Origin of the sequence: Marinobacter sp. NSM, assembly GCF_052380025.1 — a bacterium.
Lineage (GTDB): Bacteria > Pseudomonadota > Gammaproteobacteria > Pseudomonadales > Oleiphilaceae > Marinobacter.
The window spans coordinates 183820-195919 of the sequence record NZ_JBQTCK010000004.1; the positions used below are offsets into that span (position 1 = coordinate 183820).

A 12100-nucleotide genomic window follows, 5' to 3' on the forward strand; every position below is an offset into this window, starting at 1 on the left:
CTCTCCCGGTGGCCCGTCTGCCACCGGGAGAGCCACCGTCAACCAGAATCAGAACCGGCTCCGCCCCCGCAGCAACACCTGCAAGTCATCGATGCTGTCATCCCCATCCAGCGGAAACGCCAGGTCGAAGTGCAGCATTCTCTGTACTTCAACTCTGCTGGATGCCAGCCTCAAGCCAACCCCTATATCCCTCAACACACCACCGTCCGGCCCGTTACTCTGACCGTCAGAAAACCAGGCGCGGCCGGCATCAAGGAACACGACCCCGCCCATCCGAAACAACTTGAAAGGATGCCAGTCGGGGAAGTACCGGCGCTCAACAGTCCATAAAGCCCTGCGATCGCCCTGCTGGTACTCACTGGGATAGCCCCGCAGCCCGTTTTCTCCTCCAATCAACAGTTGTTGGTCGGCGGTCAGGTTGCGGGCAGCGGTGAACGCAAGGCTGGTGTACCAACCGGTCCAACGAACAGAGCCACCGTGAAAGTATTCCAGGCTGAGCGTGCCCAGAAGATTCTCCACACGGTTCTGATCGAGCCGGTAGGTGCCGCTCTGACTCAGGCCATAGCTGGCGTAGTTGGTTTCCGTAGCCACCAGCGAATCCTGAAAACTCATGTTCAGGACAACCCGGTCTTCCGTCGCCCCCAACCCTGAGCCTGAATAGCCCAGCTCCGTGCGCCATACAAAGCCATCCCGAACGTCCTCCACCCGTTGCAATCGGGTCAGGTTGGTCATCTCGCGAAAGCGGTTCTGGCGGTAATCAAAACCAATCCACGGGTAGCTCAGGGTTCGATCATCCGGCAACACATCCAGAGCCGGCTGGTTGGGTAACGGCTGAAACCCGAACGCCTCGTAGCGATAACCCGCCAGCAGGCGAAGTTGCCGTTCGTTTCGCTCGGCCAGGCGCCAGCCGCCGTCAATACTGAAATACTCACGGCTGCGGCGATAATCGGCGATGGCTTGCGCCCCCACATAACGGGATTCCTCGCGCACATCATCCACTCCAGCCACTCCAAAACGCCAGTTGGTGCGATCGCTGAAGAATGGCCGTTCCAGATAGGCGCTCCGCCCCCGCCCGTCACTGCGGTCATCGTAGGAAAAGCCTGCCTGCCAATGAGAGCCGATGACATTGGGATCGTCCACAAACACGCTGGTCTCGGAGCGATCCGGATCTTTGGTGTAGGAAATCCCCAGGCTCTTGCCCGAGCCCAGAAAGTTAGGGTCGGAGATACCGGCATTGGTGGTATTGTCACCACCGGACCTTGTAATACCCAAGGTCGGAAGCAGCGTCCAGGTATCCCTGGCCAGAACACTCACCTCTACCTCATCCCCACAAAGGCGGGTAACCCCCACCCAGGCCGCTGTAAGATATTCCCGCTGCCGCAAGACCCGCTCAGACTCTTCCAGCAACCCGGGGCTGTAGATGTCGCCCTCCACAAACACCAACTGGGAACGAAGGGCCGACTCCCAGGTCGGTGTGTTGAGTGTATTGAGGGCGTGGTAAAGGAAGTTATCCTGCTTTGGGTCGCTGGTATCGAAAATGGGGCGCTGAATGATTCGAATGCTGCCAATTTTTGCACCCGGGGGAATCACGAGATTGCTCTGGCGCGCCAGCTGATCCCGCGGTTTGTCCAGATCAATCATTTCCGGCTGGATGTCACTGACAGTACACGCCTCGTCTGGCGACTCGGCCCCGAATGCAAGACCGGCCAGCATCAGGCCGGCTACCAACAGCCCCTTCCGGCACATGATCACTGCTTTGCTAACTGCCCGTACTGTCATATCCCGCCAATGAAACCGCCAACCTGGCGCAAATTAATAAAAGGATTCATCCGAAGCTATGACAGGATAGAGCAACAATCACAAAAAGAGGACAGACCATGATTGGTTTTCCTATCGCCCTGATCTTTGCAAACGGCTTCGAATGGTATGCCCACAAATACATCTTGCATGGCACGCCCAGGCCCGGACAGCCTCGCTACAGCCCCATCCCCAAGTCCATGAAGAGCCACTGGCAGCACCACAAAATCGTGCGCACCACCGATTACCAGGATGATGGTTACGCGGAGGGCCTGAGCAACTGGCGCACCCGGGATGAGATCACCTCCCTGCTCAAGCTCACGGCCATTACCTCCCTGGCCATGCCGGTGGCGCCGTTTTTCACCCTGGGTACCTACTATGCTGCTGCTCGCTATTTTTACGTGCACCGGCGCTCACACCTGGAACCGGAGTGGGGGAAAAAAGCGATTCCCTGGCACTACGACCACCACATGAACACCAACCAGGATGCTAACTGGTGCGTAACACGCCCCTGGTTCGACTACATCATGGGCACCCGGGTAATTGCCAACGAGGCAATGGCCGAGTCTAACCCACTGGGCATTCGCTTACCCAAGGTCGTTGAAAAGCCTTTGAATCAGGCCTGCCGCAAGCTCTTTCCAAAAAGCTTTGAAAGGTTCAATCAAGGGCGGCTTGCTTAACTGTTTTTAGCCAATCTCTGTATATCGTCGTACTCCCGAACCTTAATTGTGGGTCGGGAGCTTTCGGCCCCGGCTGACTCGATCAGTTCATTCACCATCGCCGCCGCAACGACCTCCGCCTGAACGGCCCGATACTTTTGCAGGGGGCCAATCAATGCGCGGTTCGCCAGCGGCATTACAGCCATCCCCAACGCTTCACCGGTACGATGTTCCTTCCTGTCGCCCAGCAACAGGCTCGGGTGGTAAATAGACAGGTAATCGAACCCCAGCTCACGGACCGCATCCTCCAATTCACCTTTTACACGACTGTAGAAAACCGTCGAGCGAGACGAGGCACCGATCGCCGACATCAGAATCATTGTGCTCGCACCGGCCTGCCGGGCCAGCCGGGCACCCTTCAACGCATACTCGTAGTCCACCTTACGGAACGCTTCCTGGGACCCGGCTTTCTTGATGGTCGTCCCAAGGCAACAAACCAGAACGTCCACTTCAAAGATTTTCGAGTGGGATGCCAGCGCGTCAAAGTCGACCAGGTGCTCCGCCAGCTTTGGGCTCGTCAGGCCCAGTGAGTGGCGCACTGGCACCACGACGGACGTTACTTCAGATCGCGTTAACAGCTGCTCGACCACCAGGCGGCCTGTCAGGCCGGTGGCTCCCAGTACCAGAACAATCATGACACACTCCTGAAAATTGATTAGGCTCACCAGAATCCACTATGTTCTAACAAATGGAAACCCATGCTGAAAATCTCCAACGCCGTTGAACTGGCGGACTGGGAAATTGAAATCACCCAGATACGCGCGCAAGGCGCCGGCGGGCAGAACGTCAACAAAGTCGCCTCTGCCGTTCACCTGCGGTTCGACATCCTTAACTCCAGCCTGCCACCGTTCTACAAGGAACGGCTGATGGCGTTATCAGATCAGCGCATCAGTAAAGATGGCATCATCGTGATCAAAGCCCAGTCTTTTCGAACTCTTGAACTGAACAAGGAGGATGCTCTGGAGCGACTGAAAGAGCTGATTCAGGAGGCGGTGAAACCGCAGAAAGCCCGGCGCCCAACCAAGCCCACGAAGGGGTCACAACGGCGGCGAGTGGACAGCAAAACGAAAAAGGGCAAAACCAAGGCGCTCAGGGGAAAAGTTCAGCTTTGATGGCGTTTTTTACCCACAACATCTGTGGATAACTTTGTTAGGAACGAAAGGATAGGCGGTGCAAACCCTTTAACCACAAGGGCTGGTGGAATGCGAAGGTTATTTGATCAACCCGTTCTTCCACACGCCTCCAGTGATCAATTTATCCACAGCACAGCAACGGAAGACCGATGGCATTGCCCTACTTTCTCGGCTGTCCTCAGTGGCAAGACCCGAACTGGAACAGCCAACTGCCACCTGGCGGCTCGTCCCTGGCGCGATATGCCCGGGCATTCAACACCGTTGAGGGCAACACCACCTTTTACGCCAGCCCCAGCCAGGATCAGTGCCAACTATGGCGGCAGCAGGTTCCGGACAACTTTAGATTCCTGTTCAAGCTGCCCAAAGCCATCACCCACGAACGTTTCCTGAACGGCGCCGGCGATGAACTGGACGCCTTTCTGTCGCTGATTGAGCCGCTTAATGATGTGCTCGGCCCCATGTTTCTGCAACTGCCAGCAGGCTTCGGCCCGGAGCGGCTGGATCAACTCTGGCGCTTTCTGGATACCGCACCGGGGTTTCTGGACTGGACAGTAGAAGTCCGGCACCCGGCATTCTTCGCCAAGGGTGAGCAGGAGCGGGCCCTGAATCAGGGCTTGCGGGCTCGCAAGCTCGCCCGGGTTGTACTGGATAGCCGGGCGCTGTTCTCGGCAACACCGGACTGTGAATCAACCGTCGATGCCCAGCGCAAGAAGCCCCGGGTTCCGGTGCACATCCTCCCCAGCGACGCACCGCCGGTGATTCGATACATAGGGCACCCAGACCTGGAGGCCAACCGGGCATTTCTTACACCCTGGGTACAGCGGGTGGCGGCCTGGGTAACGGCTGGCATTCAGCCCTATATCTTCATGCACATGCCCGACAACGGCCATGCAGTGGCACTGGCCTCGCTCTGGACGGAGCTTCTGCAGGAAAAGCTACCGGATCTGGAACCTCTACAAGTGAACGTTTCAACGCCGCAAATCGGACTGTTCTGACGCGTTGCTGTATACCTATCGCGATGACAGTCCCTCAGTCCAGGAGTTCGTCCACGGTATCAGCAACCGCCGCATAGAGGTCCCGCGTTGACGCTAACGCGCCGTCATGTACCGCCTGCGCTGAAATCACTCTTCCCCGATCCGCCAGCAAAGGCCTGCTGGCAGTGGCACTGGCCACTAGCGTAGTGGAGTAACCAAGGTTGAAAGCGCCATGAGCGGTCGAATTAACACACATGTGCGTCATAAAACCTGCCAACACCAGATTGGTCACACCCTTCGCTTTCAACTGCTCGTCAAGGTCCGTATTAACGAACGAGTTTGGATAGTTCTTGGTAATCATCGACTCCCCTTCCACTGGCGCTACGACATCAGCAATCGCGCCAATGTGGTCGTTCACATCGTAGGGCGACCCCGGGCCCGCATCATGGCGAATATGGATAACGGGTATACCCAGCGCCCTGGCTCGCTCCAGAAGTTTTCGAGCTTCAACCAGAGCTTCTTCAACACCTTCCAGCTTCATAATCCCTTCACGATACGTATTCTGGCAATCGATCATGATCAGGGCAGATTCAGACAGCCGGCCCGGTGTCTGGCCTAACCCAAGGAGCACACGCAGTGTTGTTGATGCAGTCGTCATACAAATCTCCATATTCATTATTGTTAAGCGATCACTCTCCCAAATCCGCCACACCACCGTACATGGTACGAAATCACGAATTCCTAACGACTTTGGATCAAGGCTTCCGACACAGTGGAACCCAACTGCGCCAAACAGCGAATGATCTCAGGCTTGCACGGAATAACCACTATGATCTAATCAAGCGATCTACCCACTGAGAAACAAGGAGAGGATATGTTCAGCCTGGAAAATCGTGTCGCGCTAGTAACCGGTGGTGAGCATGGCATTGGCAAAGGCATTGCCGGAGTGCTGCACAAAGCCGGCGCCAAGATCGTGATTGGCGGCATTGATGAAGCGGCCGGCCAGAAAGTAGCCAAGGAACTTGGTGGGCTGTTCATCAAACTGGACGTTACCCAACAGAGCGACTGCCAGGCCGCCGTTGCCGAGATCGAAAGGCAGTTCGGGCAGTTGGACATACTGTGCTCAAACGCCGGCATCTTCCCCCAGGCCAACCTGGATGAGATGACCGAGGCCCAGTGGGATCAGGTACACAACGTGAACCTGAAAGGCACCTTTTTCATCGTGCAAGCCGCCATGGCGGCCATGAAGAGGCAGAGTTACGGTCGCATCGTGCTGACGTCATCCATCACCGGCCCGGTCACCGGCTTCCCGGGGTGGAGCCATTACGGCGCCAGCAAAGCAGGCCAACTGGGGTTCATGCGCAGCGCTGCCCTGGAAATGGCCAATAGCGGCATCACCATCAACGCGGTGATGCCCGGTAACGTGCTGACAGAAGGCCTTCAGGCGCAGGGAGAGGAATACCTCAACCAGATGCGGGCAGCCATTCCCACCCATACACTGGGAACCCCGGACGACATCGGCCACGCAGCCTGCTTCCTGGCCTCCGAGGAGGCCCGCTACATCACCGGGCAGCAAATCATTGTTGATGGTGGACAGGTACTGCCGGAATCTCCGGATGCGATTCCGGGTTGACGTTCTGCAGCCAACAACAGGAAACTGACGTCCGTTGACGTAGTTGGTTATAAACGCGATGAAACAATGTGGCTCCAAACGAAGCCGCCTCATTCTGGAGGATGCTGATGACTGACGAAGACACCCTAACGGCATTAAAAACCGCCTTCACCTTCATGCCCCAGCCAGTGGAGATCAACCGCTATGAATACGGCGACGATGCCGACCGCATTCTGGCTCAGGTGAACTTCGTGCGTGAGGTTCTGGTCAGCCATGGCATTGACCCGGAGGAAGTGGCCGGCGAGATTAATCCGGACACTTCCCCCAACTCCTGTTACTGAGGGTTGTATGCCAAGGCTGTTTTTCGGGCTGGAGATTCCCGAGCCCATCAAGGCGAGCCTCCTGCAAGTAAAAACACCGGTGGTGGGGGCTCGCTGGCAAAACCGTGGACAACTGCACCTGACCTTGGCATTCCTCGGCCAGGTAGAAGAGCAGCAGGTGGCCCTGGCCTGCGACCTGGCCAGGGGAATTACCCAATCGCCTTTTGAGCTTAATGTGCATGGGCTGGGGTGTTTCGGTTCTCCGGAAAAACCCAAGATCCTCTGGGCTGGCGTATCTCCGGAGAATGAACTCAGAGAGCTCCAAAAAAATCTGGCAACCGCGTTGACCGACAACGGGTTCATACTCGAAAACCCGAGCTTCAAACCGCATATCACGCTAAGCCGTTTTCGACATTCGGCCGGGCCGGTGGCTCCGCTGCTTGAAAGCTACCAAGACACCCTGTTTGGATTGATGCCGGTTCAACACTTCGTACTTTATAAGAGCACACCGGGGCCAGGAGGGTCCGTTTATACCGTTACTGAGCGGTTTACCTTGCACCCCTGATACTGTTATCAGCGCCGGGGCCTGACCAAAAACCAACTGGCCAGCACCAACGCCCCAAACAGGGTATAGACCAGAATAAAAACCCAGTCCGGCGCGTTGTAGTACAGAATTGTTTCCAGCCAGTGCTGAACGAACGAACCCTCATAACCACCCTGCCCGGCCTTCGCCCGCAATTCCATTTCCCAGATCGTCAGTGGGCACAACACGCCAAGCCAGGCCTGAAGGACGACAATGCCAATGACCACAAGGTGGCTCAGCCGGAACCAGAGGTTTCGAACCCAACTCCACTGGCGAAAGTAACCCACGAGGGTAGCCACCAGGCCAAAGATGACGAACGCCACCAGCAAGATATGGAAGAGCAGTAACAAGTCTGCGAAGATCTGGAACCAATTGGCATCCATAGGCGCCCCGGTTTCAGTGAATGGCCTCATAAGTCTAGGTTGTCAGAACAACAGGACTCTAGAATACCCTTCTGCAAACCATCATCCGAGGATGAATCCATGATGGATGTCGTCAATTTGTATAACCGGCTTAGCCGACTGCCCATGGGCAAAACCCTGTTCAGCCGTGCGGTCTGCCAGACAGCACCATACTTCTCCAGCATCTCACCAACGGTGGAGACCCTTGCCCCGGGCCATTGCGTGGTCACCATGAAAAAACGTAGAAAGGTCACCAACCACCTGAAAACCGTTCATGCGATTGCCATGTGCAACATGGCAGAACTGGCGGGCGGGTTGCTGACAGATGCCTCGATTCCCAAGGGGGCTCGCTGGATTCCTTCTGGCATGACCGTCAAATACCTCAAGAAAGCCAAGACCGACCTCAAGGCGACCGCCGATGGATCAGGTATTGAATGGTCGAAGGAAGGTACCGTACAAGTGCCAGTCTCTGTCACAGATACCTCAGGCCAGGAGGTTTTTCACGCTCTTATCGATATGAACATCAAACATACCCGTTAACGGCCTGGCCGTCACAAATCCGTTCTTTGAAAATTGTGACTATACTACCCGAGCCATTGGCATTGCGGAATTTCAGGGGAAGCAGATGACGGGTTCACAAGGCTAGGGAGAGGAAACCTATGACAATGTTGATACTGGGACTGGTCCTGTTTCTGGGCGTTCATTCCTTGTCCATCGCGAACGAGCCCCTGCGGGACCGACTGCATGCGTCTCTGGGGGAGGCAGCATTCAAGGGGCTCTACTCCCTCGCCTCTCTCGCCGGCCTGCTGCTGATCATATGGGGTTACGGCGCTGCGCGTCTTGATCCTAGCGTCCTTTACGTGCCGCCCACCTGGCTAAGGCACTTGTCGCTGTTGCTTCTGATCCCCGTTTTCCCACTACTTTTCGCAACTTACTTTCCCGGCCGGATCAAGACAAAGGTCGGCCAGCCGATGCTCGTTGCGGTCAAACTCTGGGCGCTGGCCCACCTTCTGGCCAACGGCATGCTGCATGATGTTCTGCTGTTCGGCTCTTTCCTTGCCTGGGCTGTTGCAGACCGAATCTCCATGAAACGCAGAACACAGCGGCCTATCGCGACCCTTCCTGCCACCAAAGCAAACGACGCTATAGCTGTGGTCGGTGGTCTTGTCGCGTACGTTGTGATGGTGCTTTGGGTGCATCAATGGGCCTTCGGCGTCGCACCGGTATAGCGGTACAAGACACCTACACGCATTCGAGACGACACTCCGTCGTTACGAACAATTCAATAGAATCACAGCGAGGAAACTGCCATGGGAAGCTCAAAACTGATCGGTGTCGTGTTACTCGTGGTAGGCGTTGTCCTGCTCTACTTTGGCTACTAGTCCAGCCAGGCTGCTGGCAATCAGGTTACCGAAGCGCTGACCGGTCGCTTCACGGATGAAACCATGTAGTATCTGATTGGGGGTGCAGCGGCAACCGCAGCGGGAGCCTTTCTGACGTTTATGAAGAAATAGCGGATGCCTCGGCCTCCATCCGCCCAGCAACCAATCACAGCCCCTCAAGATACCGCAGCCCAGAAAGCTGGGTCATTTGCCGTTGAATCCAGTCGACTCGCTCCTGCACATAGGCTGACGGAGAGTTAACACTCAACACCTTCGGGTTTGGTAAAACTGCGGCCAGCCTGGCGGCCTGAGCTTGAGAAAGATAACGCGCCGGCTTGCCAAAGTAGGCCCGACTGGCGGCCTCCACACCGTAGATGCCCTGGCCGAATTCCGCGATATTCAGATACACCTCAAGCACTCTCTGCTTGGGCCAGAGGTCGTCGATGGTCACGGCCAGGGCCGCCTCAATGGCCTTGCGAGCAAAGCTACGCCCGTTCCAGAGAAACAGGTTCTTGGCGATTTGCTGGGTGATCGTACTAGCGCCCCGCAGCCCTTCCCCCGCCTTGTACTCCGACACAGCCTTGCGGATAGCATCCACATCCACGCCACGATGGTGGGGGAACCGTTGATCTTCACTGGCCACCACCGCCAGCGGCATCCACGGAGAGATATCCGACAGCGGCACCCACTCATGCCGTAACGGCCGGGGTGGGTTATCGAGTTCATACGCCAGCATAAACGCTGACGTGGGAGGGTTCACAAAGCGGAACAGCAGAATAGCCAGCAACATCAGTGCGATAACGGCACCGAGCGCCATCGCCACCAGACGCAGCGATTTGCGAACAAAAGACCTCTTGGCCATAACCAGAACCTACCCACCGCCATTGGCTGAATACGAACAAACAGGCCGTACATGTTAGCCGACACGACAGGCTTTGGCGGTTACCATCTGGAAAGCCTGGGAGAGAAGCGCTGAATATCGACGTAGTTAATGTTATGTTATAACATATAAATTAATGAGAACCGAAACTCCGACCCTTTCAGGAGAAGACCAATGACACTCAAAGAAAAACGACTTCCGGTTACTGTTCTATCGGGCTTTCTCGGTGCCGGAAAAACCACGGTACTGAACCACATCCTGAACAATCGCGACGGCAAGAGAGTGGCGGTCATCGTCAACGACATGAGTGAAGTCAACATTGACGCCGCCCAGGTACAACAGGAAGTCACGCTGAACCGCTCGGAAGAGAAGCTGGTTGAGATGAGTAATGGCTGCATTTGCTGCACTCTGCGTGAAGACCTCTTAATCGAAGTGCGCAAGCTGGCCGCAGAAGGTCGCTTTGACTGCCTGGTAATCGAGTCCACAGGAATTTCAGAGCCACTGCCCGTGGCCGAAACCTTCACCTTCGCCGACGAAGACGGCGTCAGCCTGTCGGATATCGCCCGGCTCGACACCATGGTTACCGTAGTGGATGCGGTAAATTTTCTGAAAGACTATGACGAGGCACAATCGTTACAGGAAACCGGAGAAAGTCTTGGCGAAGAAGATGAACGCAGCGTGGCGGACCTGCTGGTAGACCAGGTGGAGTTCAGCGACATTCTGCTGATCAGCAAAACCGATCTGGTCTCCCCTGACGATCTGGCCAGGCTGACAAGCGTACTGCGCAGCCTAAATTCTGAGGCAGAGATCCTTCCCATCAAACAAGGCGCCGTGCCGCTGGATAAAGTGCTTAATACCAATCGCTTCAGCTTTGAACACGCCCAGCAGGCGCCCGGCTGGCTGAAAGAGATGCGCGGTGAGCATATTCCGGAAACCGAGGAATACGGCATTTCCAGTTTCGTCTACCGGGCCCGCCGCCCGTTCCACCCGGCAAAGTTCTATGATTTCCTGCACCAGGGCGTCTCCAGTGGAAAACTGATTCGCTCAAAAGGTTATTTCTGGCTCGCCACCCGCCCGGAGTTTGCCGGCAACTGGAGCCAGGCGGGCGGCATTGCCCGGCATGGGTTTGCCGGAATGTTCTGGAAAGCAGTACCGGAAAAAAACTGGCCCGAAGACCCGGAGTATCGCCAGGCAATTATGGAAAGCTGGGTAGAGCCGTTCGGCGATATGCGCCAGGAGCTGGTGTTTATCGGCCAGAATCTCGACCAGGACAGCATCACCCGCCAACTGGACGATTGCCTGCTGGATGAAGAGCAGCTGTTGGCCGGAAAGTCTTTCTGGAAAACGCTGAACGATCCGTTTCCGGCCTGGGAATAATATCAGATGACACTGACAAAAGATGAGTTGTTAAAGGCGCCCGCCGACGAGTACATGAACGAGGCGCAGCTGGCGTTCTTCCGACAGTTGCTCGAAGACCTGCGCCAGGAAACCATGGACAACATCGAAGCGGCAAAGCAACAGCTGGCCAGCCCTCCGGAAATGAACGATGAAGCAGACCGGGCCTCATATGAGGAGGAATCCCGGCTGGCCCTACGCATAGTCGACCGCGAGCGCCGCCTGCTACCGAAAATAGATGCCGCGATGAAGCGGATTGCCAACGGTGACTATGGGTACTGCCTGGAATCTGGCGAGCCCATCGGGATACCCAGGCTACTGGCACGCCCCACAGCGGAGTTATGTGCCGAGGTGAAAACCCTGAACGAGCGAAAGGAGCTTAACTTTCGGCACTGAGCATTGCCTTCCCCACGTCCGGATGGGGAAGCAACTCAGCCAGCGACTTTCACCGGCCCGTGGTCGTCGCAATGATCGCCATGGGGGTGATGCAGGTGGCCATCCACCAGATAGTCAACATGGTCTCCGTGTGGCACGGGCTCATGCCCACAACCCGGGCCATGAACGTGATCCGGTGCGTGTCCTGTGCAGGAGTGGTTTGGCGTGCAAGTATCTGGGTTAGTGTCCGACACCTCAATCTTGTGCTCATCAACATGATTCTCGTGCGGATGATGCAAGTGGCCATCATGCAGATAATCGATGTGGCCGTCGTGTTCAATAGCCGTATGACCACAGTTTGGGCCATGCTCATGAGGGTGATGCTTATGGACATTGCAGCTCATCTCAGCCTCCTTGGAAGACAATCATGTATCTGGAAAGTTTGGACTGATTATCTATTTCCTGACAAGGGATTGATCATTTAACAATCAGTATAGAAGACGGATGCCGACTTTGCTGTCTGCACGAT

Annotated in this window: 16 protein-coding genes; 10 read left to right on the forward strand and 6 right to left on the reverse strand. The window is 56.0% G+C overall.

The window, feature by feature from the left end:
• Positions 1-48: 48 nt before the first annotated feature.
• Positions 49-1779: a BamA/TamA family outer membrane protein gene (locus ACTZWX_RS11205; protein ID WP_444713994.1), complete on the reverse strand. Its 1731-nt coding sequence runs from the start codon at positions 1777-1779 to the stop codon at positions 49-51.
• A gap of 98 nt (positions 1780-1877) precedes the next feature.
• On the opposite strand from ACTZWX_RS11205, the gene ACTZWX_RS11210 reads away from it, so the two are divergent.
• Positions 1878-2477 carry a sterol desaturase family protein gene (locus ACTZWX_RS11210; protein WP_444713995.1) on the forward strand — a complete coding sequence of 200 codons (600 nt, stop codon included), beginning with the start codon at positions 1878-1880 and terminating at the stop codon, positions 2475-2477.
• Here the strand turns inward: ACTZWX_RS11210 and ACTZWX_RS11215 are convergent.
• On the reverse strand, positions 2474-3151 hold the full coding sequence (locus ACTZWX_RS11215; protein WP_444713996.1) for an NAD(P)H-binding protein: 678 nt from the start codon (positions 3149-3151) through the stop codon (positions 2474-2476). The genes ACTZWX_RS11210 and ACTZWX_RS11215 overlap by 4 nt on opposite strands.
• 63 nt (positions 3152-3214) lie before the next feature.
• Here ACTZWX_RS11215 and arfB point away from each other — a divergent pair, with 63 nt between their 5' ends.
• Entirely contained in the window at positions 3215-3628 is a 414-nt protein-coding gene (gene arfB, locus ACTZWX_RS11220) for an alternative ribosome rescue aminoacyl-tRNA hydrolase ArfB (protein ID WP_444713997.1), read from the forward strand.
• 170 nt (positions 3629-3798) lie between these two features.
• Entirely contained in the window at positions 3799-4644 is an 846-nt protein-coding gene (locus ACTZWX_RS11225) for a DUF72 domain-containing protein (RefSeq protein WP_444713998.1), read from the forward strand.
• Between the two features lie 34 nt (positions 4645-4678).
• Here ACTZWX_RS11225 and ACTZWX_RS11230 read toward each other — a convergent pair whose 3' ends face one another.
• Positions 4679-5281, reverse strand: coding sequence for a cysteine hydrolase family protein (locus ACTZWX_RS11230; protein WP_444713999.1), 603 nt, complete (start codon positions 5279-5281; stop codon positions 4679-4681).
• Between the two features lie 216 nt (positions 5282-5497).
• Between ACTZWX_RS11230 and fabG the strand changes: the two genes are divergently transcribed.
• The 3 genes from fabG to thpR all read left to right on the forward strand — a co-directional run bounded on the left by fabG (position 5498) and on the right by thpR (position 7120).
• Positions 5498-6256, forward strand: a complete 759-nt coding sequence (gene fabG / locus ACTZWX_RS11235; protein WP_444714000.1) for a 3-oxoacyl-ACP reductase FabG — start codon at positions 5498-5500, stop codon at positions 6254-6256.
• 107 nt (positions 6257-6363) lie between these two features.
• Positions 6364-6576 carry a hypothetical protein gene (locus tag ACTZWX_RS11240; RefSeq protein WP_061333053.1) on the forward strand — a complete coding sequence of 71 codons (213 nt, stop codon included), beginning with the start codon at positions 6364-6366 and terminating at the stop codon, positions 6574-6576.
• Between the two features lie 7 nt (positions 6577-6583).
• On the forward strand, positions 6584-7120 hold the full coding sequence (gene thpR / locus ACTZWX_RS11245) for an RNA 2',3'-cyclic phosphodiesterase (protein ID WP_444714001.1): 537 nt from the start codon (positions 6584-6586) through the stop codon (positions 7118-7120).
• Between the two features lie 8 nt (positions 7121-7128).
• On the opposite strand, the gene ACTZWX_RS11250 is transcribed toward thpR, so the two are convergent.
• Positions 7129-7521, reverse strand: coding sequence for a DUF2784 domain-containing protein (locus tag ACTZWX_RS11250; protein ID WP_444714002.1), 393 nt, complete (start codon positions 7519-7521; stop codon positions 7129-7131).
• Positions 7522-7620: 99 nt separating this feature from the next.
• On the opposite strand from ACTZWX_RS11250, the gene ACTZWX_RS11255 reads away from it, so the two are divergent.
• Both ACTZWX_RS11255 and ACTZWX_RS11260 read left to right on the forward strand, forming a co-directional pair.
• Positions 7621-8079, forward strand: coding sequence for a hotdog fold domain-containing protein (locus ACTZWX_RS11255; RefSeq protein ID WP_444714003.1), 459 nt, complete (start codon positions 7621-7623; stop codon positions 8077-8079).
• A 119-nt stretch (positions 8080-8198) separates the two neighbouring features.
• Entirely contained in the window at positions 8199-8768 is a 570-nt protein-coding gene (locus ACTZWX_RS11260) for an NnrU family protein (RefSeq protein ID WP_444714004.1), read from the forward strand.
• Between the two features lie 319 nt (positions 8769-9087).
• Here ACTZWX_RS11260 and mtgA read toward each other — a convergent pair whose 3' ends face one another.
• Positions 9088-9783: a monofunctional biosynthetic peptidoglycan transglycosylase gene (mtgA, locus tag ACTZWX_RS11265; RefSeq protein WP_444714005.1), complete on the reverse strand. Its 696-nt coding sequence runs from the start codon at positions 9781-9783 to the stop codon at positions 9088-9090.
• Between the two features lie 192 nt (positions 9784-9975).
• Between mtgA and zigA the strand changes: the two genes are divergently transcribed.
• Together zigA and dksA are read left to right on the forward strand one after the other, a co-directional pair.
• A complete protein-coding gene (gene zigA / locus ACTZWX_RS11270) occupies positions 9976-11178 on the forward strand; it encodes a zinc metallochaperone GTPase ZigA (protein WP_444714006.1) in 1203 nt (400 codons plus the stop codon).
• A 6-nt stretch (positions 11179-11184) separates the two neighbouring features.
• Positions 11185-11592, forward strand: coding sequence for an RNA polymerase-binding protein DksA (gene dksA / locus ACTZWX_RS11275; protein ID WP_072676566.1), 408 nt, complete (start codon positions 11185-11187; stop codon positions 11590-11592).
• 35 nt (positions 11593-11627) lie between these two features.
• On the opposite strand, the gene ACTZWX_RS11280 is transcribed toward dksA, so the two are convergent.
• Positions 11628-11975: a hypothetical protein gene (locus tag ACTZWX_RS11280; protein WP_444714007.1), complete on the reverse strand. Its 348-nt coding sequence runs from the start codon at positions 11973-11975 to the stop codon at positions 11628-11630.
• Positions 11976-12100: the final 125 nt, after the last annotated feature.

Bases quoted from the DNA above. Each gene is read 5' to 3' on its own strand.
- ACTZWX_RS11205 (WP_444713994.1), bottom strand. From the start codon at position 1,779: ATGACAGTACGGGCAGTTAGCAAAGCAGTGATCATGTGCCGGAAGGGG.
- zigA (WP_444714006.1), top strand. From the start codon at position 9,976: ATGACACTCAAAGAAAAACGACTTCCGGTTACTGTTCTATCGGGCTTT.
- ACTZWX_RS11210 (WP_444713995.1), top strand. From the start codon at position 1,878: ATGATTGGTTTTCCTATCGCCCTGATCTTTGCAAACGGCTTCGAATGG.
- ACTZWX_RS11260 (WP_444714004.1), top strand. From the start codon at position 8,199: ATGACAATGTTGATACTGGGACTGGTCCTGTTTCTGGGCGTTCATTCC.
- ACTZWX_RS11240 (WP_061333053.1), top strand. From the start codon at position 6,364: ATGACTGACGAAGACACCCTAACGGCATTAAAAACCGCCTTCACCTTC.
- fabG (WP_444714000.1), top strand. From the start codon at position 5,498: ATGTTCAGCCTGGAAAATCGTGTCGCGCTAGTAACCGGTGGTGAGCAT.
- ACTZWX_RS11280 (WP_444714007.1), bottom strand. From the start codon at position 11,975: ATGAGCTGCAATGTCCATAAGCATCACCCTCATGAGCATGGCCCAAAC.
- ACTZWX_RS11225 (WP_444713998.1), top strand. From the start codon at position 3,799: ATGGCATTGCCCTACTTTCTCGGCTGTCCTCAGTGGCAAGACCCGAAC.
- ACTZWX_RS11230 (WP_444713999.1), bottom strand. From the start codon at position 5,281: ATGACGACTGCATCAACAACACTGCGTGTGCTCCTTGGGTTAGGCCAG.
- ACTZWX_RS11255 (WP_444714003.1), top strand. From the start codon at position 7,621: ATGATGGATGTCGTCAATTTGTATAACCGGCTTAGCCGACTGCCCATG.
- dksA (WP_072676566.1), top strand. From the start codon at position 11,185: ATGACACTGACAAAAGATGAGTTGTTAAAGGCGCCCGCCGACGAGTAC.
- ACTZWX_RS11250 (WP_444714002.1), bottom strand. From the start codon at position 7,521: ATGGATGCCAATTGGTTCCAGATCTTCGCAGACTTGTTACTGCTCTTC.
- mtgA (WP_444714005.1), bottom strand. From the start codon at position 9,783: ATGGCCAAGAGGTCTTTTGTTCGCAAATCGCTGCGTCTGGTGGCGATG.
- ACTZWX_RS11215 (WP_444713996.1), bottom strand. From the start codon at position 3,151: ATGATTGTTCTGGTACTGGGAGCCACCGGCCTGACAGGCCGCCTGGTG.
- thpR (WP_444714001.1), top strand. From the start codon at position 6,584: ATGCCAAGGCTGTTTTTCGGGCTGGAGATTCCCGAGCCCATCAAGGCG.
- arfB (WP_444713997.1), top strand. From the start codon at position 3,215: ATGCTGAAAATCTCCAACGCCGTTGAACTGGCGGACTGGGAAATTGAA.